The 23,882-nt window shown below is 64.2% G+C and carries 28 protein-coding genes and 1 pseudogene; 19 read left to right on the top strand and 10 right to left on the bottom strand.

Annotated elements, in window-relative coordinates; genetic code table 11:
• Positions 1 to 92 precede the first annotated feature (92 nt).
• Both AC1Z32_RS12545 and AC1Z32_RS12540 read left to right on the top strand, forming a co-directional pair.
• Positions 93 to 374: a hypothetical protein gene (locus AC1Z32_RS12545; protein ID WP_483478973.1), complete on the top strand. Its 282-nt coding sequence runs from the start codon at positions 93 to 95 to the stop codon at positions 372 to 374.
• Positions 375 to 697: 323 nt separating this feature from the next.
• A complete protein-coding gene (locus AC1Z32_RS12540) occupies positions 698 to 1,867 on the top strand; it encodes a GGDEF domain-containing protein (protein ID WP_483478972.1) in 1,170 nt (389 codons plus the stop codon).
• On the opposite strand, the gene AC1Z32_RS12535 is transcribed toward AC1Z32_RS12540, so the two are convergent.
• Positions 1,864 to 2,358 carry an MgtC/SapB family protein gene (locus AC1Z32_RS12535; RefSeq protein WP_483478971.1) on the bottom strand — a complete coding sequence of 165 codons (495 nt, stop codon included), beginning with the start codon at positions 2,356 to 2,358 and terminating at the stop codon, positions 1,864 to 1,866. The genes AC1Z32_RS12540 and AC1Z32_RS12535 overlap by 4 nt on opposite strands.
• A 144-nt stretch (positions 2,359 to 2,502) precedes the next feature.
• Between AC1Z32_RS12535 and AC1Z32_RS12530 the strand changes: the two are divergent.
• Positions 2,503 to 2,867, top strand: a pseudogene (locus tag AC1Z32_RS12530) (RidA family protein).
• Positions 2,868 to 2,873: 6 nt separating this feature from the next.
• Here the strand turns inward: AC1Z32_RS12530 and AC1Z32_RS12525 are convergent.
• Complete coding sequence (locus tag AC1Z32_RS12525; protein WP_483478970.1) at positions 2,874 to 3,470, bottom strand: alpha-ketoglutarate-dependent dioxygenase AlkB family protein; 597 nt, start codon at positions 3,468 to 3,470, stop codon at positions 2,874 to 2,876.
• Positions 3,471 to 3,651: 181 nt separating this feature from the next.
• Here AC1Z32_RS12525 and AC1Z32_RS12520 point away from each other — a divergent pair, with 181 nt between their 5' ends.
• The gene (locus AC1Z32_RS12520; protein ID WP_483478969.1) at positions 3,652 to 4,041 is read left to right on the top strand and encodes a response regulator; all 390 of its coding nucleotides are present in this window, start codon (positions 3,652 to 3,654) and stop codon (positions 4,039 to 4,041) included.
• Positions 4,042 to 4,050: 9 nt separating this feature from the next.
• Here AC1Z32_RS12520 and AC1Z32_RS12515 read toward each other — a convergent pair whose 3' ends face one another.
• Positions 4,051 to 4,857: an endonuclease/exonuclease/phosphatase family protein gene (locus AC1Z32_RS12515; protein WP_483478968.1), complete on the bottom strand. Its 807-nt coding sequence runs from the start codon at positions 4,855 to 4,857 to the stop codon at positions 4,051 to 4,053.
• A gap of 60 nt (positions 4,858 to 4,917) precedes the next feature.
• Positions 4,918 to 5,439 carry a hypothetical protein gene (locus AC1Z32_RS12510; RefSeq protein WP_483478967.1) on the bottom strand — a complete coding sequence of 174 codons (522 nt, stop codon included), beginning with the start codon at positions 5,437 to 5,439 and terminating at the stop codon, positions 4,918 to 4,920.
• Positions 5,440 to 5,796: 357 nt separating this feature from the next.
• On the opposite strand from AC1Z32_RS12510, the gene AC1Z32_RS12505 reads away from it, so the two are divergent.
• The 7 genes from AC1Z32_RS12505 (at position 5,797) to AC1Z32_RS12475 (ending at position 11,098) form a co-directional block, all read left to right on the top strand.
• Positions 5,797 to 6,774: an AAA family ATPase gene (locus AC1Z32_RS12505; RefSeq protein WP_483478966.1), complete on the top strand. Its 978-nt coding sequence runs from the start codon at positions 5,797 to 5,799 to the stop codon at positions 6,772 to 6,774.
• 183 nt (positions 6,775 to 6,957) lie between these two features.
• Positions 6,958 to 8,058 carry an NAD(P)/FAD-dependent oxidoreductase gene (locus AC1Z32_RS12500; RefSeq protein WP_483478965.1) on the top strand — a complete coding sequence of 367 codons (1,101 nt, stop codon included), beginning with the start codon at positions 6,958 to 6,960 and terminating at the stop codon, positions 8,056 to 8,058.
• Positions 8,059 to 8,190: 132 nt separating this feature from the next.
• The gene (locus AC1Z32_RS12495; protein ID WP_483478964.1) at positions 8,191 to 8,505 is read left to right on the top strand and encodes a high-potential iron-sulfur protein; all 315 of its coding nucleotides are present in this window, start codon (positions 8,191 to 8,193) and stop codon (positions 8,503 to 8,505) included.
• 231 nt (positions 8,506 to 8,736) lie between these two features.
• Positions 8,737 to 10,026, top strand: a complete 1,290-nt coding sequence (locus AC1Z32_RS12490) for an MFS transporter (RefSeq protein ID WP_483478963.1) — start codon at positions 8,737 to 8,739, stop codon at positions 10,024 to 10,026.
• A gap of 11 nt (positions 10,027 to 10,037) precedes the next feature.
• Complete coding sequence (locus AC1Z32_RS12485) at positions 10,038 to 10,349, top strand: cupin domain-containing protein (protein WP_483478962.1); 312 nt, start codon at positions 10,038 to 10,040, stop codon at positions 10,347 to 10,349.
• Positions 10,350 to 10,451: 102 nt separating this feature from the next.
• Complete coding sequence (locus AC1Z32_RS12480; RefSeq protein WP_483478961.1) at positions 10,452 to 10,835, top strand: hypothetical protein; 384 nt, start codon at positions 10,452 to 10,454, stop codon at positions 10,833 to 10,835.
• Complete coding sequence (locus AC1Z32_RS12475; RefSeq protein WP_483478960.1) at positions 10,835 to 11,098, top strand: Txe/YoeB family addiction module toxin; 264 nt, start codon at positions 10,835 to 10,837, stop codon at positions 11,096 to 11,098. Before AC1Z32_RS12480 ends, AC1Z32_RS12475 begins: the two co-directional genes overlap by 1 nt.
• A 21-nt stretch (positions 11,099 to 11,119) precedes the next feature.
• Here the strand turns inward: AC1Z32_RS12475 and AC1Z32_RS12470 are convergent, their stop codons facing one another.
• Both AC1Z32_RS12470 and AC1Z32_RS12465 read right to left on the bottom strand, forming a co-directional pair.
• Positions 11,120 to 11,389, bottom strand: coding sequence for a hypothetical protein (locus tag AC1Z32_RS12470; RefSeq protein ID WP_483478959.1), 270 nt, complete (start codon positions 11,387 to 11,389; stop codon positions 11,120 to 11,122).
• 62 nt (positions 11,390 to 11,451) lie between these two features.
• Positions 11,452 to 12,207 carry a Mut7-C RNAse domain-containing protein gene (locus tag AC1Z32_RS12465; RefSeq protein WP_483478958.1) on the bottom strand — a complete coding sequence of 252 codons (756 nt, stop codon included), beginning with the start codon at positions 12,205 to 12,207 and terminating at the stop codon, positions 11,452 to 11,454.
• On the opposite strand from AC1Z32_RS12465, the gene AC1Z32_RS12460 reads away from it, so the two are divergent.
• The 4 genes from AC1Z32_RS12460 to AC1Z32_RS12445 all read left to right on the top strand — a co-directional run bounded on the left by AC1Z32_RS12460 (position 12,097) and on the right by AC1Z32_RS12445 (position 14,910).
• On the top strand, positions 12,097 to 13,197 hold the full coding sequence (locus AC1Z32_RS12460; protein WP_483478957.1) for an NAD(P)-dependent oxidoreductase: 1,101 nt from the start codon (positions 12,097 to 12,099) through the stop codon (positions 13,195 to 13,197). The genes AC1Z32_RS12465 and AC1Z32_RS12460 overlap by 111 nt on opposite strands.
• 96 nt (positions 13,198 to 13,293) lie before the next feature.
• On the top strand, positions 13,294 to 13,923 hold the full coding sequence (locus AC1Z32_RS12455; RefSeq protein ID WP_483478956.1) for a LysE family translocator: 630 nt from the start codon (positions 13,294 to 13,296) through the stop codon (positions 13,921 to 13,923).
• 173 nt (positions 13,924 to 14,096) lie between these two features.
• Entirely contained in the window at positions 14,097 to 14,537 is a 441-nt protein-coding gene (locus AC1Z32_RS12450) for a hypothetical protein (protein ID WP_483478955.1), read from the top strand.
• 7 nt (positions 14,538 to 14,544) lie between these two features.
• Entirely contained in the window at positions 14,545 to 14,910 is a 366-nt protein-coding gene (locus tag AC1Z32_RS12445; protein ID WP_483478954.1) for a response regulator, read from the top strand.
• Positions 14,911 to 15,148: 238 nt separating this feature from the next.
• Here the strand turns inward: AC1Z32_RS12445 and argC are convergent, their stop codons facing one another.
• From argC to AC1Z32_RS12430, 3 genes are all read right to left on the bottom strand, one after another.
• On the bottom strand, positions 15,149 to 16,102 hold the full coding sequence (gene argC / locus AC1Z32_RS12440) for an N-acetyl-gamma-glutamyl-phosphate reductase (protein ID WP_483478953.1): 954 nt from the start codon (positions 16,100 to 16,102) through the stop codon (positions 15,149 to 15,151).
• A 46-nt stretch (positions 16,103 to 16,148) separates the two neighbouring features.
• A complete protein-coding gene (locus AC1Z32_RS12435; RefSeq protein ID WP_483478952.1) occupies positions 16,149 to 16,763 on the bottom strand; it encodes a flavodoxin family protein in 615 nt (204 codons plus the stop codon).
• Between the two features lie 133 nt (positions 16,764 to 16,896).
• Positions 16,897 to 17,487: a YbhB/YbcL family Raf kinase inhibitor-like protein gene (locus AC1Z32_RS12430; protein WP_483478951.1), complete on the bottom strand. Its 591-nt coding sequence runs from the start codon at positions 17,485 to 17,487 to the stop codon at positions 16,897 to 16,899.
• Between the two features lie 290 nt (positions 17,488 to 17,777).
• On the opposite strand from AC1Z32_RS12430, the gene AC1Z32_RS12425 reads away from it, so the two are divergent.
• Positions 17,778 to 18,491, top strand: coding sequence for a response regulator (locus tag AC1Z32_RS12425; RefSeq protein ID WP_483478950.1), 714 nt, complete (start codon positions 17,778 to 17,780; stop codon positions 18,489 to 18,491).
• Positions 18,492 to 18,570: 79 nt separating this feature from the next.
• On the opposite strand, the gene AC1Z32_RS12420 is transcribed toward AC1Z32_RS12425, so the two are convergent.
• The gene (locus AC1Z32_RS12420) at positions 18,571 to 19,257 is read right to left on the bottom strand and encodes an orotate phosphoribosyltransferase (RefSeq protein ID WP_008352701.1); all 687 of its coding nucleotides are present in this window, start codon (positions 19,255 to 19,257) and stop codon (positions 18,571 to 18,573) included.
• Positions 19,258 to 19,521: 264 nt separating this feature from the next.
• Between AC1Z32_RS12420 and AC1Z32_RS12415 the strand changes: the two genes are divergently transcribed.
• The 3 genes from AC1Z32_RS12415 (at position 19,522) to AC1Z32_RS12405 (ending at position 23,821) form a co-directional block, all read left to right on the top strand.
• A complete protein-coding gene (locus AC1Z32_RS12415) occupies positions 19,522 to 20,772 on the top strand; it encodes an MFS transporter (RefSeq protein WP_483478949.1) in 1,251 nt (416 codons plus the stop codon).
• 268 nt (positions 20,773 to 21,040) lie between these two features.
• The gene (locus tag AC1Z32_RS12410; protein WP_483478948.1) at positions 21,041 to 23,317 is read left to right on the top strand and encodes an NADP-dependent malic enzyme; all 2,277 of its coding nucleotides are present in this window, start codon (positions 21,041 to 21,043) and stop codon (positions 23,315 to 23,317) included.
• 342 nt (positions 23,318 to 23,659) lie between these two features.
• Positions 23,660 to 23,821, top strand: coding sequence for a hypothetical protein (locus AC1Z32_RS12405; protein WP_483478947.1), 162 nt, complete (start codon positions 23,660 to 23,662; stop codon positions 23,819 to 23,821).
• Positions 23,822 to 23,882: the final 61 nt, after the last annotated feature.

The following is a 23,882-nucleotide window of genomic DNA, read 5'->3' as shown; positions in this document are numbered from 1 at the left end:
TACCTTTCTGGCAAACCCGTTGCACCTGTATCCGGCCGCGCTTTTTAGACTGCACCTGACTCACTCAGCACTCGGTGCAAGGAGAAAGCGACATGAAGAAGAAACTTCTCGGAACGGTTATCGGGCTGGCGGGTATCGCGGCGCTGGCGATATCGGCGTCGGCGAACGCGCATGTCGATGTGGCGGTGGGCGTTGGCGTGCCTGTGTATGCGCAGCCCGCGGTGCCGGTCGGCTATTACGGATACGGCGATGGCTACGGCTACGACCGCGACCGCTGGCGTGAGCGCGAATGGCGCCGTCATGAATGGCGCGAGCGTCGCTGGCGTCACGAGATGCGCCGCGAGGAGCGCTGGCGCGATCGTCACGACTGGTAACCCCTGAATCACCGTGCGCGGTTCATCCGGGCGGCGCATGGCTTCATCGAACGCGGCGGGCCGTAACGGCTGCGCCGCGTTTTCGCTTGCCGATTGAGTTCGCGTCGCGTTTTTGTTCACGACATGCGACCACGTGCCGCATACCGAGCGGCTCAAGCGGCGGCCTTTCCCGCCGTAAACCCGTGGGCGATGCCGGATACTCGTGTTTCTCCGCCGCGAATCCCTGTCAGCGATCTTCCCGCCGCGCCACGCACGGTTCGAGCGCGGCGCGCAGCCGGCGAGGCCCTCTTCAGCACGAGCGATATTCCCGTCCACATTCAGCGATGTTCAGCCCCGTCAGCATTCTCGTCGTCACCGCGCTATCGAGCATTCTCTCGATACTGGTGCTGATTTCGCTGCTCTCGCACGCGATCGCCGGCGTGCCGCGCTGGCTCTGGGCAAACGTGCTCGCGATCGTCTCGCTCGTGCTCTTCGCCGTGCAGAGCGTGGCGCCCGCGTGGCTCGGCATCGTCGCCGCGAATCAGCTATTGGCCGCGACGATTCTGCTCATCTACGAAGGCTGCAACGAATTCTTCGACGTGCGCATGCGCCCTGCGCAGCGCTGGACGGGCTGGATCATGTGGCTCGGCGTGATGGCGGGCATCGTGTACTTCACGTATGCCGTGCCCGACGCGCACGCACGCGTGGTGATCGTGTCGGCGTTTCACGCGGCGTGCGATCTCGCCATCGCCGGGCGCGTGCTGCTCGAGCGCCCGAAGGATCGGCCGCGTTACAACTATCTGTTCGTCGCCGGGGCGGCGTCGCTCGGCGCGCTCGGTCATACGATCGGCGGCGCGATCTACGTCGTGAAGCCGCCCGCGCAGGACGCGCTGCTGCAACCCGGGCCGATGCAGATCACGTTTCTCGCGCTCGGCATTCTCGTGTTGCCGTCGCTGTGCATCGGCCTCGTGATGATGGCGCACGACCGCCTCGCGCAGCGCCTCGAACGGCTCGCGCGCTTCGACGATCTCACCGGCGCACTGTCCAGAAAGGCGTTGCTGGCCGCGGCGGCCGAGCGGCTTGCGCGCGCGCCGCAGAAAGGAAATCGCGAGTATGTCGCGGTCATCGACGTCGATCACTTCAAGAGCGTGAACGACCGCTACGGCCACGCCGCGGGCGACGAAGTGCTGCGCCATTTCGCGTCGCTCGTGCACTCGCGCATCCGCGAAGACGACGCGTTCGGGCGAATCGGCGGCGAGGAGTTCTGTCTTTTCTGTACGGCCGAGCGCCTCGAGGACGTGACGGCGCTCGTCGAGCGTTTGCGCAGGAACGTGGAAGCGACGCCGTGCGGCGTGCCCGGCGGCGTGCTGCATTACACCTTCAGCGCGGGCATCGCCGTGTGGGACGGGCGCGAGCCGCTCGCCTCGCTGATGGCGCGCGCCGACGGCCTGCTCTACGCCGCGAAGATCGCGGGCCGCAACCGCGTGAAAGCGCCCGCCGACGCGCTCATCTAGGCTTCTTCGACGTCCGCGTATTTCTGGCGCTCGTCTTCCGGCTTGTCCATCCAGCGCCGCAACAGACGCTTCTCGACGACGCGCCCGAGGATCAGCAGCGCGATCATCAGGATCATCGCGATGAACGCGACGCTCCACACGCCCAGCCCGCACACGATGCCGACCGCCGCCGTCACCCAGATCGACGCCGCCGTGGTCAGCCCGCGCACGCGGTTCTCGCGCGGATTCTGCAGGATCACGCCCGCGCCGAGAAAACCGACGCCCGTCACGATGCCCTGCACGACGCGCGACACGTCGGCGTCGTTCGAGAGCGTCATCGAGAAGCCTTGCGCGCACATCGTCGCGATGCACGCGCCGAGCGACACGAGCGCGAGGGTCTTCATGCCGGTGGGCTTGCCGTGCAGATCGCGGTCGATGCCGATAATGCAGCCGATCAGCATCGCGGTCAGCATGCGCATGACGGCTTCGGTGAGCAGGGGAAGGGGCAGCATCGCGCGTATGAATGTGACTGTAAGCCGCGCCATCTTCGCACGAGGCGGAAACACGCGCGCAATTTTGGCGCGCTAACGTGCCGTTTCCCGACGATACGACACGCAAAACGAGGAGACGACGTGACCCATCTGCCCAAATTCACGATGGTCGATGCCGCGCCGACGCCGGTCGGCCCTTTCTCTCATGCCGCCGAAGCCGACGGCTGGGTGTTCCTGACCGGCCAGATGCCCACCGACCCGAACGACGACAGCGCGCCGCTGCCCGAAGGCGTGGCGGCGCAGACGCGTCGCGTTATGGACAACCTGATACTCGTGCTGGGCTCACGCTCGACAACGTGGTCAGCGTGCGCATCTTCCTGACCGAGTTCAAGCGCGACTACGACGCGATGAACGCGGTGTACCGCTCGTACTTTCTGCCGAAGCCGCTGCCGGCGCGCACGTGCATCGGCGTGACGGGGCTTGCGCGCGATGCGCTCGTGGAGATCGATTTCGTCGCCAGGCGGCCGTGAGCGCGGCTATTTGCGTTTCGACGCATCGACCCAGCGGAACGTGAGATTGACGCGCTCGCCGCGCGCGCCCGGCTCCTTCGGCACGCGATGCACCCATTCCTGCTGCGTGCGCCCGCGCATCACGAGCAGGCTGCCGTGCGTGAGCGAAAGCGTGTGCGTGGTGTGCGTGCGCGCGTGTCGGAACTCGAAAGTGCGCGTGGCGCCAAGACTCACCGATGCGATCACCGGCTCCGGTCCGAGTTCGCGTTCCTTGTCGGCGTGCCAGCCCATGCTGTCGATGCCGCTGCGATAGCGGTTCAGCAGCACGCTGTTGAAGCGCGCGCCGCACGCGGCCTCGGCGCGCTCGCGCAGTTGAGAGACGGCGGGCGTCCACGCCTGCGGCACATTGCGGATGCCCGAGTAGACGTAGACCGCGTCCGGCTCGCCCTGCCACGCGGTCAGGCGCGGCAATGGCACACGGCCGCCGGGCGTGGTCATCGTGTCCTGCTGCCAGCGGACTTCCTCGATCAGCGCGCCCATCAGATCGGAACCCTCGTCGGGGCCGATCCAGTCCGGATGCCACACGATGTCGGGCTTGGGGATGTCGTCGAAGAGATCGAACATGGCGGTGAGGCGGGCGTGGCGGCGCGTGAGACATTCACGATAGCAGAGCCGCCGCGCGCGGTGATTGCGGCCTCATTTTCTTGCGCGAAACCGCTGTGCTACAGTCCACGAATCATCTCATTAATGTCGTGCGAGGGTCGGAGCACCGGTTTTCGCGCGGCGACGACTCTCGGGGATTCGCATGAACATCACCGCCGAAGCAAGCGGCGGCGCGGCGCAAGGCCGCCGTATCCTGCTCGTCGACGACAGCGTCGATGCGGCGCTTGCCCTGTCGATGCTGCTCGAAGCGCTCGGCCATCACGTGCGCACCGAGCACGACGGCCCGCGCGCGCTCGCATCGATCGATGATTTCAAGCCCGATGTGATCGTGCTCGATATCGGTTTGCCGGGCATGAGCGGTTTCGATGTGGCGCGCGAAATGAGAAAGCGCGATGCGACGAAGCACGCGCTGCTGCTCGCGTTGACCGGGTGGGGCAGCGACGCCGACCGCCAGAGCGCGCTCGACGCGGGCTTCGACCATCATCTGACGAAGCCCGTCACCATCGCGGATCTGGAAGCGCTGCTCAAGTAAGCGCGCGGGCTATTCCACGCGCAGCCTCGCCATATAGGGCAGATGATCGGACAGCCATGCGGTGTCCTGCGTCGGCACGATCCATTCGACCGGTTTGAGGCCGCGCACGAACATCTTGTCGAGCGCGAGCGCGGGTGAGAACGCCGGGAAGGTGCGGCCCGATTCGCCGAGCATCGTGGCGACTTCATGCATGCCGAGCTCGCCGAAGAGCGGCACGGAGTCGTTGCGCCAGTCGTTGAAATCGCCCGCGAGCACGAGCGGCCCTTCGGGCGCTTCCTTCGCGATCCAGTGCGCGATCCAGTTCATCTGGCGCAGCCGCGCCTGACGCGTCAGCGCGAGATGCGCGCATAACAGCGTGACCGCCTGGCCGGCGAACGTCGCGCGCGCGACCAGCAAGCCGCGTTTTTCGAAGCGATGCGCCGAAATATCCCAGCGCCCGGAGAGATCGAGCGGATGCGGCGAAAGGATCGCATTGCCGTGCCGCCACGACGGCTTGAACACGTTCGGCCCGAGCGCGATCTGCAATTCGAGCGCGGTCGCGATCTCGGTGGCCTGGCAATGCCAGACATCGTCGAGCGGCGCGGTGAGCGGGTTGCCGAAGCCGCTCGCGAGCACGGGCTGCGGCATGCGCCGCGCCATCGCTTCCTGAAGGAAATAGACGTCCGCGTTGGTGGTCTGAACCCACCGCTGCATCGCGTTCCACGCGCGCAAGCCGAGGGGCGAGCGGCCCTTGTGCAGGTTCCAGCTGACCGCCGTGAAATCCGGCGTGGCCGAATGAGCGGACGGGCCTGGCGGAAGATGTTCTGGGTTTCGCATGCTGTTGTTGTCTTGAGCGGTCTTGAGCGGCGGCCTCTTGAGTCTATGTCACCGCGATTGTCATTGCGCCGCCGTCGATGAGCCGAGACTCGCGCGCACCCGGTACGCGAGCGACGGGTTGCTATCGATGATCTGCCATTGCCCCCATTCGCCCGGCTTCAGCACGAGCCCCGGGTGCGATCCGCTCACCTGGCGCGGCACGGGCGGCAGCTTGCAGCCGGACGGCGACACGCGCGAGCTGTCTTCCTGCAAGGTTTCCTGCGCGTCGATGGCGAGCGTGATGTCGTCGGCGCTCGCGTGAATCGGCGAGATGGTGACGGTGCGTTGCAGATCGATATCGCCCGCGGGCTGCTCCGCGCAGCCGACTTGGTTCTGCACCTTGTTGTGATGCGTATCCGTGCGCGCCTGTCCGACGTTGGTCGTGCCGGAAAACGAGTCGATCTGTTGCCCGTCGCGCACGACCTGCAATTCCCAGTTCACCGGCTGCGGCGGCGTGACTTGCGCTTGCGCGCCGAATGCGGCAAGACAGGCGCCCATCATGAGCGCGGCATTCAGAAAGGCGGTTCGTATGGTTTTGTGCATTGGAAGCAACTCCTGCGCGCGGACTGTTCGGATGGCGGCGCGCCTTGCGGCGGCGGCTGGATCGGCGATCCTCGGCGACTTCGTTCTGACACGGCGGCGCGGGTCCGGTTCAGCCTGACCGTTGAAACACACCATTGTGGCGGCCAACGCAGATCTCAACCCGGCTTCAGACGGAGCAGGTTTCGAACCCGCTCGCCGCATCGATCCCGTCGATGATACTAGCGCGCGCCAAACACGGCTTCGTCGACAAAAGTGCGCATCCCAATTAGCAGCACACGCGTTCGACTGCTCGCTTGCACGCGGTTTTGGCGTCGATACACTGGACTCGTCGACCATAAAAAATTGACGGGGTGTGACATGACGACAGCCGTGGTCAAACAGGAACTGGCGGTGGCATCGTTCAGCAAGGTCTACAGTCTCGACGACGTGGAAACCGCGCTCAACGACCTCTCCGAAGGCGCAAGCGACGCCTTGCGCGCCACCTACGAGAAAATGCTCAAGGTGGGCAATCTGCGCTTTTGCGTGAAGCCGAACCGCATGCCGTCGATCGACGACCTCGCGGCGAATCTGCCGAATTTCGAGGAACCGCTCGACGATATCCGCAAGCAGATCGCGCTGTGCCTCGAAACCGACGACCGCCTGGAACTCATGCCGATGCTGCTGCTCGGCGAGCCGGGCATCGGCAAGACGCATTTCGCGAAGCAACTGGCGCGGCTGCTCGGCACGTCGTGCCATTACGTCGCGATGAGCTCGCTCACGGCGGGCTGGATTCTGTCGGGCGCGTCGTCGCAATGGCGCAACGCCAAGCCGGGCAAGGTCTTCGACGCGCTCGTGAACGGCAGCTACGCGAATCCCGTCATCACCGTCGATGAAATCGACAAGGCCACCGGCGACGCGCAATACGACCCGCTCGGCGCGCTCTATGCGTTGCTGGAGCACGACACGGCGCAGACTTTCATCGACGAATTCGCCGAGGTGCCGATCAACGCGGGCAATATCGTGTGGATCGCGACGGCCAACGACGCCCGCGCGATTCCCGAGCCGCTGCTCAACCGCATGAATGTCTACGAGATTCCGCCGCCGGACCGCGAAGGCGCGCGCCGCATCGCGCAGTCGATTTACGCCGAAATCCGCGATGCCCACGCGTGGGGCGCGCGCTTTCCGGAAACGCTCGGCGACGCGCCGCTCGACGCGCTCACGCAGGCGTCGCCGCGCGGCATGCGGCGCGCGATGCTCAACGCATTCGGCAACGCGCGCATCGACGGAAGGCATCATGTGGAGGCGCGCGACATCCAGCTCGACCGCAATTCGCGCAAAAGGGCCATCGGCTTCTGAAAGCCCCTATTCGCGAAATTGCCAAAAAGGCCGCCAAAACCTGTCATTTTTGACATCTGGCGGCCAGATTCTTGCCTTTTTCTGAATTGAACCGAAAAACGACGTAATCCATGTGCGTTTGTTGTGTATCACGCAATAGTCCCGAACGTAAAATAGTTGGGACAATCTGCAGCGGAACAAGACATGGATCGGATCGAGTGCGTGGTAATCGGAGCGGGCGTCATCGGGCTGGCGATCGCCCGGGCGTTGGCGATGCGCGGGCGCGAAGTCATCGTGCTGGAGGCGGGCGAGGGCATCGGCATCGGCACGAGCTCGCGCAACAGCGAAGTGATTCACGCGGGCATCTATTACCCGCGCGGATCGCTGAAGGCGGAACTGTGCGTGCGCGGCCGCGACATGCTGTATGAGTTCTGCCAGGCGCGCGGCGTGCCGCACCGGCAATGCGGCAAGCTGCTCGTCGCGACGGCGCGCAATCAGGTGCCGCAACTGGCGGCGCTGGAGCAGAAGGGCATCGAAAACCGCGTGAAAGGGCTCGTGCGCGTCAGCGGTGCGCAGGCGGCGGAGATGGAGCCGCAATTGCAATGCGTCGAAGCGGTGTATTCGCCGCTGACGGGCATCGTCGACAGTCACCAGTACATGCTCGCGCTGCAGGGCGAGGCGGAGAACCACGGCGCGAACATCGTGTTCCATACGCCGGTTGTCTCCATCGATGCGCGCGAGGGCTGCTTCATCGTCGAGACGGGCGGCGAGTCTCCGGCGCGCTTCCGGGCGTCGTATCTGATCAACAGCGCGGGACTGCATGCGAACGAGATCGCGCGCAACATTCGCGGCCTCGACGATCGCCACGTGCCGCCGCTCTACTTCGCGAAGGGTAACTATTTCAGCGTGAGCGGGCGCGCGCCGTTCGAGCGGCTCATCTATCCGATGCCGAACGAAGCCGGCCTCGGCGTGCATCTGACCATCGATCTCGGCGGGCAGGTGAGGTTCGGCCCGGATGTCGAATGGGTGCCCACGCTCAATTACGACGTCGATCCGCGCCGCGCCGATTCCTTCTACGCCGCGATCCGCGCGTACTGGCCGGGCCTGCCCGACGACGCGCTCCAGCCGGCCTACGCGGGCATCCGGCCGAAGCTCTCAGGTCCGGGCCAGGCGGCGGCGGACTTCATGATCCAAGGCAAATCGGCGCATGGCGTGCCGGGACTCGTGAACCTGTTCGGCATGGAGTCGCCTGGGCTGACGGCATCGCTTGCGATCGCCGAGCGCGTGGCCGACATGGCACGCTGACTTACATGCGACTTTCTACGGTCCCTTATCTCTAACATTTGTCGTCGTCGAGCCGCTTCCAGGTTGATATGCTCGGGTATCGCCGTCGCCAAGAACGGCGCGTTCCCCCCAATACAACATGGAGTGAGCACCATGAAGACATCACGTCGCACGTTTCTTATCACCAGCGTGGGCGTCGCATCGACGTTCGCGCTCGGTTCGCGGACCGCATTCGCCGACGCACCGAAAGTCGACGAAGCAGATCCCACCGCGCAAGCGCTCGGCTACAAGCACGACGCGAGCAAGGTCGACAAAGCCAAGTACGCGAAATACGCGGCCGGCCAGGACTGCGGCAACTGTCAGTTCTATCAGGGCAAGCCGACGGACGCCTGGGCGCCGTGCCCGATGTTCAGCAACAAGCTGGTCGCATCGAAGGGCTGGTGCAGCGCGTATGTGAAGAAGGCATAACGCGCGACGCACATTTCTGGCTTCGATCGGAAAGCGCGCCCGGCCGCACGGCCCGGCGCGCTTTTCTTTGTTCGCAATTCGCTTGATTGAGCGAAAAACCGTCTTTACACTCGCCAAGGCAAAAAGAGCCACGCGTGCGCATCTTTAGCACAAAACGCGGACAACGAGACCATCGGGGCGGCGCATGACGGCGCTGCCCCGGCACGACACCCAATGAGCCTAGGGGAACGCATGCCAGGAAGAGCATTGAATGCGCGCGCCGTGACGGCGGCGGTCATCGGCAACGCGCTGGAGTGGTACGACTTCACCGTGTTCGGCTTCATGACGGTCGTCATCGCTCGTTTGTTCTTCCCGAGCGACAGCGACTATTCGTCGATTCTTCTGACCACCGCGACCTTCGGCGTCGCGTTCGTGATGCGGCCGATCGGCGGCATCGTCCTCGGTCTCTATGCGGACCGCGCGGGACGCAAGGCGGCGTTGACGCTCGTCATCGGGCTGATGACACTCGGCATCCTGCTGCTCGCGATTGCGCCGCCGTACTCGGCGATCGGCATCGGCGCGCCGCTCGTGATCGTGTTCGCGCGGCTCCTGCAGGGCTTCTCCGCGGGCGGCGAGTTCGGCAGCTCGACGGCGCTGCTGATCGAAGCGGCGCCGTTTTCGAAGCGCGGCTTTTACGGCAGCTTCCAGATGGCGAGCCAGGCGGCGTCGCTGCTGCTCGGCGCGATCGTCGGCGCGGCGATCTCGCGCGGCCTTTCGCCCGAAGCGCTCGATTCGTGGGGCTGGCGCGTGCCGTTCGTCTTCGGTCTCGTGATCGGGCCGATCGGGCTTTATATTCGCCGAAACATGGCCGATACCGAAGCATTCCTGCACGCGAAGAAGACCGCGCGCCGCGCGACACTCGGCGAAGTGTTCAGGACGCACAGCCGCGAAGTCCTGTGCGGGCTCGGCTCGGTGATCGCGCTGACGGTGACGGTGTACGTGCTGATCGCCTATCTGCCGACCTTCGCCGTCAAGCAGCTGAAGCTGCCGTTCGGGCAGTCGTTCACGGCGTTGATCGTCGGCAATCTGCTTTTGACGGTGCTTTCGCCGATCGCGGGCGCGTGGTCGGATCGCATCGGGCGCAAGGGGCTTTCGCTGTGGTCGCTGCTGATCACGCTCGTCGCGATCTATCCGCTCTTCGCGTGGCTCGCGGCCGAGCCGAGCGTGATGCGGCTCATCGTCGTGCAAGCGCTGCTTTCGATTGCGCTGTCCGGCTACTATGGGCCGTTCGGCGCGCTCATCGCCGAGCTCTTTCCCGCGCACGTGCGCTCGACGGGGCTCTCGATTGCGTACAACATCGCCGTGATGATCTTCGGCGGCTTCGGGCAGTTCATCGTGACGTGGCTCATTCGCGTCACGGAATCACAACTCGCGCCCACCTTCTATGTGATGGGCGGGCTCGTGCTCTCGTTGATCGCGGTGGCGTGCATTCCGGCGACGCGCCACGCGGACGTCGACGAAGCACGCGACTTCATCCGTTAGGCAATGTTCAAATGAAAGTGATCGAAAGCGGCAAATTCACGGCGGAGCGTGCCTGGGGCGCGCTCGATATCTGCGTGATGAACGGCACGTCGTGCCGTCTGCACTGGACCGACCAGCCGTACAAATGGCATGTGAACGACGGCGAGGAAGTGTTCGCCGTGATGCAGGGCGAAGTTCGGATGCACGTGCGCGGTGAGGACGGCGAGCGCACGCTGACGCTGCGTGCGGGCGATATCTTCCATGCGCAAGCCGGCGATGAGCATTATGCGGAGCCGGTCGGGGAGGCGCGGATTCTGGTGATCGAGAAAGAGGGCAGCGTTTGACGGCGTTTCTTCCTATTCCGTTCGGACAGATGGCGTAGCGCAGGCGTTGGCGGTGATAATCTGCCCATCGTTGCGCAAGTGCGAGGGCGGGAAATGGTTAGGATGGTTGAATTAATCGAGCGTGATTACGAGGAAGCGCGGGAGGCGGACAGGTTGAGCGAATGGGGCGCGATGCCGCTGCTCGATTCTGAGGATCTCGTCGTGATGTCCGGCGAATCGCTGCAGAGGATGGCGGCGCGGCTGGAAGAAGCCGAGCGTGAACTGGATAAGCGACTGTTCGAAGAATCGCTCGCGCAATTCAGGGCGCTGGGTTACACGGAAGACAAGTTTCTCTCGCCGGAAGATCTCGACGACGAATTGGACGAAGCGCCCGGCGTTCATGGCACGCACGCTCCGTCTGGCAAAGTCGGACGGCAGAGGCCGAGAACATCGTTCCTCGATGTCCTCGTCGGCATGTTCGCGAAGAGAATGAAGCAGGTCGGATAATGGCGCGCGCCATTCAGTTTTCAATGCCGAGTTGGTACCACTACCACTTCTGGCACGGTTCGGATCTGAAGATTTTCAAGAAGGTGACCGGCCTGATCAACGAGTGCTGTCGCAATCCGTTCACCGGGACGGGCAAGCCGGAGCCGCTCAAACACCGGAAGGCATGGTCGCGTCGCATAGACGAGAAGAATCGCCTGGTGTACTCCGTCGTGGACGGGCAACTTCTTATCGTCAGTTGCCGCGGTCACCACGACGACAAGTAGCGCCCGAGGCGGGCAAGGGCCTTACCGCTCCAGTCCCGCCTTAACCAGCAACTCCGCCAGCACTTCCGTCATTCCACCTTCGTGCGCCTCGGCGCGATCCTTCAGTTGCTTCACGAGCTTTTCATCCAGCTTGCATGCGAACGGCACGAGTCCCTTCGCCTGATCGAGCTTGCGCTGCTCGCGCCGGTCGATCTTCTGTTCGCCCGCGGCGCCCGCGCGCGCGCGGCCGCCTTGCTTCAGGTCGTTGGCGAGTTTGAAGGCCTTGTTCTGTTCCAGTTCGAATTTGTTCACGTGATGCTCCGGGGCGACGATTGATTGCGAGGCACGTATTGTACGGAACGCGACGCGCGCGCCTAGCGGCCGGCTTCCGCCAGCGCGTCGATGCGCGCGCGCATGCGCCGCCAGTGCGAGCCTTCCCAGAACACGCGACGACACACATCGCAGGTGACAAAGCGCGTATGCCGCTCGCGCACGCCTTCGGGCACGCGGCCGTCGATCTCGCCGGGACCGGCCGGGCGCAAGGGCGCGTTGCACATCAGGCAGAGACGGAACGCGCGGACGTGCGGCGCGAGATCGAAACGCTCCGAGACTTCGCGGAACTGGTCATCGGGCTGCAGCGCGCGCACATAGCAGCCGCGCAGCACCGTGCGGCGCTTGAGCAGCTCGCGATCGCGCGTGAGCACGATGCGCGCTTCGTCCTGCGCGAGCGCTTCGATTTCATCGTCGGGAAAGTTGTTGTCGTAACGCGTATCGAAGCCCGCGAGCCGCAGAAGCTGCGCGAGACCGCCGAGATGCGCGTCGGCGATGAAGCTCAGGCCGGCGGTATGCAGCGGCGGGCGCAGCAGCAGTGCGCCGTTCGCCATGCCTGCCGGCGCGTGGCGCGCGGGATAGATCTCGATGACATCGTCGGGCTCGATCTGCGCATCGAATCCGACCGGGCGGCCGTTCTTCACGATCAGATCGACTTCCGTATGCGGCACGCCGAGCGCCTCGATCATATGCTTGGCCGACGAAGCCTTCGGGCACGCGCAGGCGAACGTATGCCCGCGCTGGGATCGAGCGAGGAAATCGTTCAGTTCGCGATGAAAGTGAAAGCGCGCCTTGACCATGCAGGCAGTATCGCATTGCCCGCCTCTGCGCGCTTTCCGTCGATGTGCTCTACTGGCGCTCGGGTCGCGCGGGCCTTTCCGGCGCGGCGAGCGGACAAGGCAAAGGAGCACGCGAACATGGACATCGGATTCATCGGACTGGGCGAAATGGGCGGCGCGATGGCGAGCAACGCGCTGAAGGCTGGGCACACGGTCCGCGTGTGGAACCGTTCGCGCGACAAGACGCGCGCGCTCGCGGATCAGGGCGCATCGGTGGTCGATACGCCCGAGCAGGCTTTCGCCGGCGACGCCGCGTTCTCCATGCTCGCCGATGACAATGCGCTGCGCTCCGTGCTTGTCGACGGCGGCTTGCTCAAGCACGCGCCAAAGGGCCTCGTGCACGTCAACATGGCGACGATCTCTACGGCGCTCGCCGTGGAACTGGCCGAATTGCACGCGCAGCATGGCGTCGCGTATGTGGCCGCGCCCGTGCTCGGGCGGCCGGATGTCGCGGCATCGGGCAAGCTCAACTTTCTCGCGGCGGGCGCGAGCGACGCCATCGACCGCGTGCAGCCCGTGCTCGATGCGCTCGGCCAGAAGACCTGGCGCGTCGGCAGCGAGCCGCAGCATGCGAACGTGCTCAAGCTCGCGGCGAATTTCATGCTGGCGTCGGCGATCGAAAGCTTCGGCGAGGCTGCGGCACTCGTGAGCGGCCACGGCATCGAATCCCAGACGCTGCTCGATGTCATCACGAATTCGCTGTTTCCCGGCCCGGTGTATCAGGGCTACGGGAAGATGATCGCCGAGCGCCGCTACGAGCCCGCGCTCTTCAAGGCGCGTCTCGGGCTCAAGGACGTGCGCTTCGCAATCGCCGCGGGCGATGCGGTGAACGTGCCGCTGCCGGTGGCGAGCGTTGTGCGCGACAACCTGGTCGACGCACTCGCTCACGGCGACGGCGAAAAGGACTTCGCCGTGCTGGGCCAGGTTGCGGCGCGGCGCGCGGGTCGCTGATTCCATATCGATGTTGTGGCGAAAGCGGCGTTCCGCCCGCATCGGCGCGGGCGGACGGCATAATGCGAATCCCTTTCCCTTCTACGCCGCGCCGCAATGAGTCTGCATCTTTGGTGGCTGTTCGTCGCCACAGTGTTCGTCGTTTCCGCCATTCCCGGTCCCAACATGCTGCTTGTGATGACGCACGGCGCGCGTCACGGCCTCAAACGCTCGACGGCCACGATGGCCGGCTGCCTCTCGGCGCTCGTCGTGATGCTGTCCGTATCGGCGGCGGGGCTGGGCGTCTTTCTGGAAGCGTGGCCGCGCCTCTTCGACGCGCTGCGTCTGACCGGCGCGGCCTATCTGGTCTGGCTCGGCGTGAAGAGCTGGCGTGCGAAAGCCAGCGCGGTCGATGTGCGCGATGAAAGCGCCGGCGCGCCGTCGGCAAAACGCGCGACGCTCTTTCGCAACGGATTCCTCGTCGCGAGCAGCAATCCCAAGGCGATTCTCTTCGCGGCGGCGCTCCTGCCGCAGTTCATCGACGCGGCCCGGCCCGTGCTGCCGCAGTTCGCCGTGCTCGTGTCGACCTTCGCTGTCATCGAGGTGAGCTGGTACGCGGTGTACGCGGGCCTCGGCGCGCGCGTCGGCGACAAGCTGAAAAGCGCGAGCGTTGCGCAGGCGTTCAACCGGCTGACGGGCGGCGTGTTCGTCGGCTTCGGCGCGATGATGGCGCTCGTGCGGCATTGACGCTCAAACGTCTGCACGAACGGGTGCATGACTTGCTTGCGTTTTTAGTGCTTCATTCGCTTTCGAACATACAGGCGCAACCGCGCGGCGCATAGTCGCGCTCGTAGCGCGGGTAGCGCTCATACCGGTTCTCGGCGAAACACGAAAAAGAACAGCTAAAAAGGAGGCGCCCCATGCATCTGTCTGGCCGACGCGCCGTTTTGGCCGCGCTCCTGCCGCTCTCGATCGGCATTCTCGTGACGATGCCCGCGCACGCCGACGACACCCCGAGCCCCTGCGCCGCGTTGAAACGCATCGTGGCCGCGGCGCCGAATTTTTCGTCGCTTTCAGGATTCGACGGTCGCGCGGTCGCGCTGCCTTACGGCGACGACGCGAAGTGCGCCGCTTCGCCGACGAACTATCGATGTACCTGGACACCGCACGGCAGCTCGGGCGCCGATGCGCTGCAAAGCGTCGCGGCGGATATCGCATCGTGCCTTCCCGACGCGACGCACGACGAGAACTCGCCCGCGCGTCAGCATTTCTATCTGGGCGCACGCGGCGCGCGCACCGAAATCGCGGCAGCGCAGGCGGGGGCGAACATGCTGAAACTCGAATTCTACGGTTCCCGGTGAGGTCATCGTGAGCAAGCGCATCCTCATAGCCGATGACGACGACGATGCGCTCGCCGGCCTCGCGCATCTGCTGAATGGCATGGGTCACGAAGTGGCGCTTGCGGCGAACGGCGCGCAGGCCGTGGAGGTCGCGGCCCAGTTCGATCCCGAAGTCGTGATTCTCGATCTCGGCATGCCGCTCGTGGATGGCCTCGCGGCGGCGCGCGCGCTGCGCGGCTTGCCGAACGGTCCGGCGATGATGCTCGTCGCGCTGACGGGCTGGGGCCAGCCGCAGCATCGGGAAATGACGCAGGACGCCGGTTTCGACGTGCATCTCGTCAAGCCGATCTCGGCGGACCAGCTCCAGTTCATTCTGTCGATGATGCAACCGTGAGCGTCGTCGGCCCGAGCTGCGTCAGGCCGCCGCAACGCCCGATGTTGCGTCGCACCAAAATTATTGGTATATTTACTCCTGTCTCCTCCATGTCTCCACTGATATGGATTCAGCCCGCCAGTCTTGGCGGGCTTTTTTTTCGTCCGTGCATTCTCATGCTGCACTGCACCGCCAGACGCAAAAAAGGCCGATCCGCGATGAAGCGAACCGGCCCTTCCGGGTTCCAGGCAAAGCGGGATCAGCGCGCGAGACCCGTCCCCTCATCCGCGCCGATAGCCAGATTCATACACTGAATCGCCGCGCCGGACGCGCCCTTGCCGAGATTGTCGAGGCGCGCGACCGTCACGAAGCGCTCGTCGTTGCCAAACACGAAGATATCCATACGATTCGTTTCATTGCACGCCTGGACGTCGAAGAAGCCGGCGTCGAGATTGCTTTCGGCGTCGAACGGCATCACGCGCACGAACGGCTCGTTGTTGTAGTACTCGGCCAGCATGTCGCGCACGTCCTGCGGCTTGGCCGGGCGCTTGAGCTGGTCTGGCGAGAAGTACGTCGTCACGGCGAGGCCCTTCAGGAAGGGGCCGACGATCGGCGTAAAGATCGGCGCGCGGGAAAGGCCCGTGCGCACCGACATCTCCGGCAGGTGCTTGTGCGTGAGGCCGAGCGCGTAAGGGCGCGGGCTCAAGAGCCTCTCGTTGCCGCCCGCTTCGTACTCCGCGATCATCTTCTTGCCGCCGCCGCTGTAGCCGGTGATCGAATAGGCGTGCGCGTGGAAATCGGCGGGAACGAGACCGCCCGCGACGAGCGGCTGCACCGACAGCACGAATGCCGACGCGTGGCAGCCCGGCACCGCGATGCGCTTCGACGTGCGCAGGCGCTCGCGCTGCGCGCGAGAGAGTTCGGGCAGACCGTACGCCCAGTCGTCCTGCGTACGGAACGCGGTGCTGGCGTCGATCATCACGGTGCGCGTGTTGTCGCGGTCGACGAGCGAAACCGACTCGCGCGACGCGACATCCGGCAGACACAGGAACGTCACGTCCGACGCGTTGATGAGCCGGCGCCGCTCCTCGACGTCCTTGCGCTTCGCTTCGTCGATGCGCAACACCTCGATGTCACGGCGCTGCGACAGATATTCGAAAATCTTCAGGCCGGTGGTGCCTTCCTGTCCGTCGACAAATACTTTCGTGGTCATCTCGATCTCGCTGGTTCGTGCGGGCGCTCGCCGCAAAACCGACATTCTAAGGCGATTCCGAGGCGGGCTGATGTCCGCCGTTTTCGACGCCCGCCCGAGCGCGAATCCAGCGCGCCGACACCTCGGCTAAGCGCGCGCCGAAGACCTTCGCCGTTTCCAGATCGCCGGGCGGCGGCGCTTCTTCCGGCGAAGCATCCGCGGGCGATTGCGTGAGCAGGCCCGTGAAGCCGCCGACGAAGTTCAGATCGTTGCGCGTGGCCGCCTTCGTGTTCGACGGCATCATGCCTGTGCCGACCCAGATCATGCCGTGCTGCATGGCGAGCGTGACGAAATACGAAATCGTCAGGAATTTGTCGCCGTTCATGTGCGCGGAATTGGTGAATCCGGCCGCGATCTTGTCCTTCCATTTCTGCGCGAACCACGGTTTCGAGCTCGCATCGGCGAATTTCTTGAAGTCGGCGGACGGGCCGCCCATATACGTCGGCGCGCCGAAGACGATGGCGTCGGCGGCGTCGAGCTGCGCCCAGGCGTCGTCGTCGATTTCGCTCACGGCCATCAGCCTGACGCTCGCGCCCGCGTCGGTTGCGCCGCCGAGCACGGCTTCCGCAACCTTCTTCGTGTGGCCGTAGCCGCTGTGATAAACGATGATGATGTTCGGCATGGTGTCCCCGAGTCTTTGCCCGCGCCGCTCAGCGACACACGCTCGAGGCATGCCTTGCGGACGGATCGGGTCAGTCTAGCAAAGTCAATTTGTGACCGACCGGCGCGACCGCACGCATTTCGCCGGTAATGTCCTAGCGGCTGTAGGTGAACGTCAGCTGCGCGCTGGCGATGGTCATTGTGCGGATTTCGTGCTCGAACATCAGCGCGGGCGTGCCCTGGCGCAGGCGGAAATCGGCGCCGTCGAGCGCGTACACGGTTACGATGTAGCGGTGCGGCTTGCCGGGCGGCGGGCACGGGCCGCCGTAGCCGTCCGTGTCCCAGTCGTTGCGCGCCTCGATCGCGCCCATCTTGCGCAACACGCCCGAAGCGCTCGCGTTGCCCGGCAGGCGATCGGTGCCGGCCGGGATGCCGGCGACCGCCCAATGCCACCAGCCGCGCCCCGGCGCGTCGGGGTCGAAGATCGTCACGGCGAAGCTGCGGGTGTTTGCCGGCGCGCCGCGCCAGGAAATCTGCGGCGAGCGGTTGCCGCCCTTGCACTCGGACAGGTCGAAGAGCAGATCGCGCCCGATGGTCTTGCCCGGCGCGAGGTCGCTGCTCGATACACTGAAGGCGGGGTCGGCCGCGGCCTCGCGCGAATTCGGGAGAAGGGCCGCCGCAAAGGCGATGAACAGTGCTGTTGCCACAGGGCCACTCGAACTCACGCGTCGACCGGTGAGGCGCATGGGCTGAACTCCTCTCAGTATCGTCGCGCGTTATAGCAGCGTTTCGCTGGCTGCAACGATGTTTTTTGTCTCAGGGATGCGCTTCGTGACAGGTTGCAGTTTAACATTGCAACAAAGCATTAAAACCTCGATTCCTTGAGATTTAACCGATGGCGCATCGCGCGTGCGCCGGTTTGGACGTAGCGTGCAGCTCCTTGACGGCGATGACTTCTGACTCTATTGAACGTAGAAATGAGCACTTCGACGCAGATTCGCGCGGCAACTAATCGACCGATACCTTGGAGAATTAAATGAGCCAGCGAATAAAAGTCATCATTGCGGATGACCACCCAGTGATTCTGTTTGGTGCGACACAGGCACTCAACAAATTTCCGGAGGTGGACGTCATCGGTCAGGCGCGCCAGTCGACCGAACTCATCCAGTTGCTTCAGAAGTCGGCCTGCGATGTCCTCGTCACCGATCTCGCCATGCCAGGCGGCTCCTACGGCGACGGCATGCCGCTGCTCGGCTATATCGGACGGCAGTTTCCGCGCGTGAAGCTCGTCGTGCTGACGATGCTCGAAAATCCGGCTCTCCTCAAACGTTTGCGCGAAGTGGGCGTGATGTCGATCATCAACAAGGCCGACGACATGAACCATATCGGCTGGGCGATCCAGCACGTCATGCGCGGACAGGAATATCTCGGCCCCTCGGTGAAGGCTGCGCTCGACAGCATGGGCCTCGGCTCGAACGGACAGCAGCGCAGCGTGATCCTGTCCAAGCGGGAACTCGAAGTGGTGCGCCTCTTCGTGTCGGGCATGACCATCACTGAAATTGCCGCGCAATTGCGCCGCAGTATCAAGACCATCAGCACGCAAAAGAACACCGCAATGCGAAAACTCGGCATCGAGCGCGATTCCGAACTATTTCAATACGCGCAAAGCAATGGCTTAATGAATCTCTCGGCGTATTCCGGCGACGGCTCGCTCGACGATTCTCCGCTTTCGAATCCTAATTCGCTGTGACCGATTTTCATGCCAAATAAAAATCCGCTGATTTAAGTCAGCGGATTTTTTCTATTTACGGCTTTTAGAACGCTATTGCTTATTGCGGAGCAGCAGTTGCACCGCCATGCGCGGCCGACCATTCCGCCGGCGCGTGCAGGAATTTCTCCACTTCATCGAGCGTCTTCGTCTCGAAATAACCTTGCTCCTTCGCGACGCGCAGCACGTCCCACCAGGTGGCGAGCGCGTGCAGATCGACGTCGATGTCTTTCAGCACCGACACGCTTTCCTTGAAGATGTTGTAGTGGAAGAGCACAAAGCAGTGGTTCACCGTGGCGCCCGCGGTGCGCAGCGCGTTGATGAAGTTGATCTTGCTGCGGCTGTCGGTGGTCAGGTCTTCCACGAGCAGCACGCGCTGGCCTTCGGTCAGCAAGCCTTCGATTTGCGCATTGCGGCCGAAACCCTTCGGCTTCTTGCGGACGTACTGCATCGGGACCATCAGGCGGTCGGCGATCCACGCCGCGAACGGAATGCCCGCCGTCTCGCCGCCGGCGACGGCGTCGATCTGCTCGTAGCCGACGTCGCGCAGAATGGTTGCCTCGGCCATCTCCATCAGGCCGCGGCGCACGCGCGGGTAAGAGATCAGCTTGCGGCAGTCGATATACACCGGGCTCGCCCAGCCGGACGTGAAGATGTACGGTTTTTCCGCGTTGAAGTGCACCGCCTGCACTTCGAGCAGCATCTTGGCGGTGGTGTCGGAGATCGTCTGGCGATCGAAGCCTGTCATGGGCGAATCCTTGGACTTGTGTGGCGCTTGAAGAAGCGGGAGGCGGCCGCGAGGGACCTGGCGCATGGATGTGACGCGAAAAGAGCCGTCTTTCGACGGGTTTTTAGACGTTTCCTGCGCGCGTAGCCCGCCATTTTACCCGAGCCGGCCCGCGGGGGCGAGGGCTGCGGCGGGCGGATGCGCATGTCGATTTGATTGACGGTTGTGAAGACGCGGCGGCCGCACGTAAACTCGCGGCGCTGCGCGTACTCCTTCCTTGCCCCGATGACATCCGTTTCCCGTTCCACGCCCGCGGCCGGCTCGTCCGACGCACCCACCCGGCACGCGCTCCATGCGCTCGTCGCGTCCATTCTCGGCTACGCGATGGACGGCTTCGATCTGCTGATCCTCGGCTTCATGCTGCCGGTGATCGCCGCCGATCTGCATCTCACGCCCGCGCAATCCGGCGCGCTCGTCACCTGGACGCTCGCCGGCGCGGTCGCGGGCGGTGTCGTGTTCGGCATGCTGTCCGACTACTTCGGCCGCGTGCGCATGCTGACCTGGACGATCCTCGTCTTCGCCGTCTTCACCGGCTTGTGCGCGCTCGCGCAGGGCTACGGCGATCTGCTGATCTATCGCACGATCGCGGGCATCGGGCTGGGCGGCGAGTTCGGCATCGGCATGGCGCTCGTCGCGGAGGCGTGGCCCGCGCGGCTGCGGGCGCGCGTGTCGTCGTACGTGGGCATCGGCTGGCAACTCGGCGTGCTCGCCGCCGCGCTCATCACGCCGATGCTCCTGCCCGTGATCGGCTGGCGCGGCATGTTCGCGGTCGGCCTCGTTCCCGCCGTCGTGTCGTTTTTCGTGCGGCGGCGCGTGGCCGAGCCGGAGATTTTTGTCGAGCGCCGCGCGGCCGCCGCGTCGGCTGCCGCGCGCAAGCTGCCGCTGCGACGTCTCTTCGACGACGCCCGCACCGCGCGCGCGAGCCTCGGCGTGATCGTCCTGTGCTCGGTGCAGAACTTCGGCTACTACGGGCTGATGATCTGGCTGCCCAGCTATCTCTCGAAGACTTTCGGCTACTCGCTCACGAAGTCCGGACTCTGGACCGCGGCCACCGTGCTCGGCATGGCGCTCGGCATCTGGCTGTTCGGCCTCGCGGCAGACCGCTTCGGGCGCAAGCCGGCGTTCCTCGCCTATCAGTTTGGCGCGGTCGCGATGGTGTTCGTCTATTCGAATCTGACGAGCCCGGTGGCGCTCTTGATCGGCGGCGCGGTGATGGGCGTGTTCGTCAACGGCATGCTCGGCGGCTACGGCGCGCTGATTTCGGAGATCTACCCGACCGAAGCGCGCGCAACCGCGCAGAACGTGCTGTTCAACATCGGGCGTGCGGTCGGCGGACTCGGGCCGGTTGTCGTCGGGGCGCTCGCGGCGCGGTATTCGTTCGCGTTGGCGCTTGCCTTCCTCGCGTCGATCTATCTGCTCGACGTGATCGCGACGCTCTTTCTGATTCCCGAGAAGCGCGGCGCCAAACTCGAGTGACATCGCGCGCTTTGGTCCGATGAAACCCGCCGGGGCGCGCTGAAACGTTGCATCGCGTCATTTCAGGCGCGCGGTGTACACTGACTGTCCCAAAAAAGAACAACAGCTCCGTCCGCTCGCGTCATCCGTGCGAGCGGCACGTTGCGTCCATCCGACGCGTCGAGCAATTGGAACTTGGTCCATCGATTCACATTTCCGTATTCATTGCAGCACGGTCGACGGCAGTGTGAACCCTGTTCAAATAATTCCCAAACGTCTCAGGTCAATCATGGACGAACAACTGAAGCAAAGCGCCCTCGCGTATCACCAGAATCCCCGTCCCGGCAAGATTTCGGTCACGCCGACCAAACCCCTTTCGAACCAGCTCGACCTCTCGCTCGCGTATTCGCCGGGCGTCGCGGCCGCGTGCATGGCGATCTACGACGAGCCGCTCGACGCGCAGAAGTACACGTCGCGCGCGAACCTCGTGGGCGTCGTGACGAACGGCACGGCCGTGCTGGGCCTCGGCAACATCGGGCCGCTCGCCGCGAAGCCGGTGATGGAAGGCAAGGGGTGTCTGTTCAAGAAGTTCGCGGGCATCGACGTGTTCGATATCGAGTTGGATGAAACCGACCCGGACAAGCTCGTCGATGCGATCGCGATGCTCGAACCCACGCTCGGCGGCATCAACCTCGAAGACATCAAGGCGCCGGAATGCTTCTACATCGAGAAGAAGCTGCGCGAGCGCATGAAGATTCCCGTTTTCCATGACGATCAGCACGGTACGGCGATCATCGCGTCGGCGGCGATTCTCAACGGCCTGAAAGTGGTTGGCAAGAAGCTGGACGAAGTGAAGCTCGTCTGCTCCGGCGCGGGCGCGGCGGCGATCGCGGGTCTGGATCTGCTCGTCCACCTCGGCTTGAAGAAGTCGAACACGCTCGTGATCGATTCGAAGGGCGTGATCTACGAAGGCCGCGGCAATCTGGATGCGTCGAAGGAGCGCTATCAGGCGACGACCGACGCGCGCACGCTCGCCGACGCCATGCACGGCTGCGACGTGTTCCTCGGCTGCTCGAGCGCGGGCGTGCTCAAGGCCGAAATGGTCGAGACGATGGCCGACACGCCGCTGATTCTCGCGCTGGCGAATCCGGAACCGGAAATCCGCCCGGAAGAAGCGAAGCGCGTGCGTCCGGACTGCATCGTCGCGACGGGCCGTTCGGACTATCCGAACCAGGTCAACAACGTGCTGTGCTTCCCGTTCATCTTCCGCGGCGCGCTGGATGTGGGCGCGACGACGATCACCGAAGAGATGAAACTCGCGTGCGTGCGCGCGATCGCCGAGCTCGCGGAAGAAACCGATCAGGGCGATGAAGTCGCGAAGGCTTACGAAGGCCATTCGCTGGAATTCGGTCCGGAATATCTGATTCCGAAGCCGTTCGATCCGCGTCTGATCATCAAGATCGCGCCGGCTGTCGCGCAAGCCGCGATGGATTCGGGCGTGGCGACGCGTCCGATCAAGGACATGGACGCGTATCGCGAGACGCTAGGCGCTACGGTGTATCGCACGGGCATGGTGATGCGCCCGGTGTTCGCGGCGGCGAAGGCGGCGCCCGCGCGCATCGCGTTCGCGGAAGGCGAGGACGAGCGCGTGCTGCGCGCCGCGCAGTTCGTGCTGCTGGAGAAGATCGCGAAGCCGATCATCATCGGCCGTCCGGCTGTGGTCGAGATGCGTCTGCAGAAGATGGGCTCGAAGCTGAAGCCGGGCGTCGATTTCGAGATCGTGAATCCGGAAGACGATCCGCGTTATCAAAAGAGCTGGCAGGCGTACCACGAGATCGCCGCGCGTCAGGGCGTGACGCCCGAAGGCGCGAAGGCCGCGCTGCGCAAGTTCAACACGCTGATCGGCGCGATCCTCGTTCATACGGGCGATGCGGACGGCATGATCTGCGGTCTCATCGACACGTATCAGGATCATCTGAAGTTCGTCGAGCAGGTGCTCGGCAAGGCCGAAGGCGCGAATAACTTCGCGGCGATGAACCTGTTGATGCTGCAAGGGCGCAACCTGTTCATCAGCGACACGTACGTGAACGAAACGCCGACGCCCGAGCAGCTCGCCGACATGACGATTCTCGCGGCGCGGGAGATCGAGCGGTTCGGCATCCAGCCGAAGGTCGCGCTGGTGTCGAATTCGAACTTTGGCAGCGTGCCGAGTTCGTCGAGCAAGCGCATGGCGGAAGCGCGCAAGCTGATCGCGGAGCGTGCGCCGCATCTGGAAATCGACGGTGAAATGCATGGCGATGCGGCGCTTTCCGAAACTGTCCGCAAGGCTGCATTCCCCGGCACCACGCTGCATGGCGAGGCGAATCTGCTCATTATGCCGAACGTGGAAGCGGCGAACATCACCTATAACCTGCTCAAGATGGTGAGCGGCGAAGGCGTGACCGTCGGGCCGTTCCTGCTGGGCGCGTCGAAGCCGGTGCATATTCTGACGCCGGCTGCGACCGTGCGGCGGATCATCAATATGACGGCGCTGGCGAGCGCGGGGGCGGGGGTGAAGGCGAAGTAAGGCGCAGTCCCGCTGATGAGAAACGGCGATTCGGGAGACCGGGTCGCCGTTTTTTTTCGGGCCGACGAAGGGCGATTTTTGAGGTATCGAGGGATTCAAGTGTTCCCGTCGATGTCAGGACGACCGTTGGTGCGAAAGGGCTTTTTATCCTGGCGAGTCAAATCTCTTCTGCCGCTGTCGTGTTCTAATATGGATTCCGAATCAAATGAGCAAGCGGCTGCTGTGGAGATAATCGTTCAAACATTCCGGGCGCACGGAGAAACCTCGTCCTCATCCGTCCGCGTGCGCCCATTGCCGGGCCAAGGCTTTAGCACCACGCTTCGCGTAGAGTGCAGCAAGAGCATGCGTCAGCAATACCCGGTCGGCACGCTGTTTCGGCTGGTCGTCAAGTTAATTCACCGCGAGGGAACACCGCTGCTATATGCGCACTACGCCGCGCACTACGAGCGGGTGAGCCTCGAAGAGGCGCAGCGGTTCATTGCCGCCATGTACGGCAAGAGGTGACCCACGCAGTTCTCCGCTGCTGATAAAAAAGCGGTTCGCTTTCGCGAACCGCCTTTCAACG

The organism is Caballeronia sp. 11_S32 (genome assembly GCF_056930355.1).
Note: the sequence above shows the minus strand (reverse complement) of the source record. Positions and strands in the feature narration are given on the sequence as shown.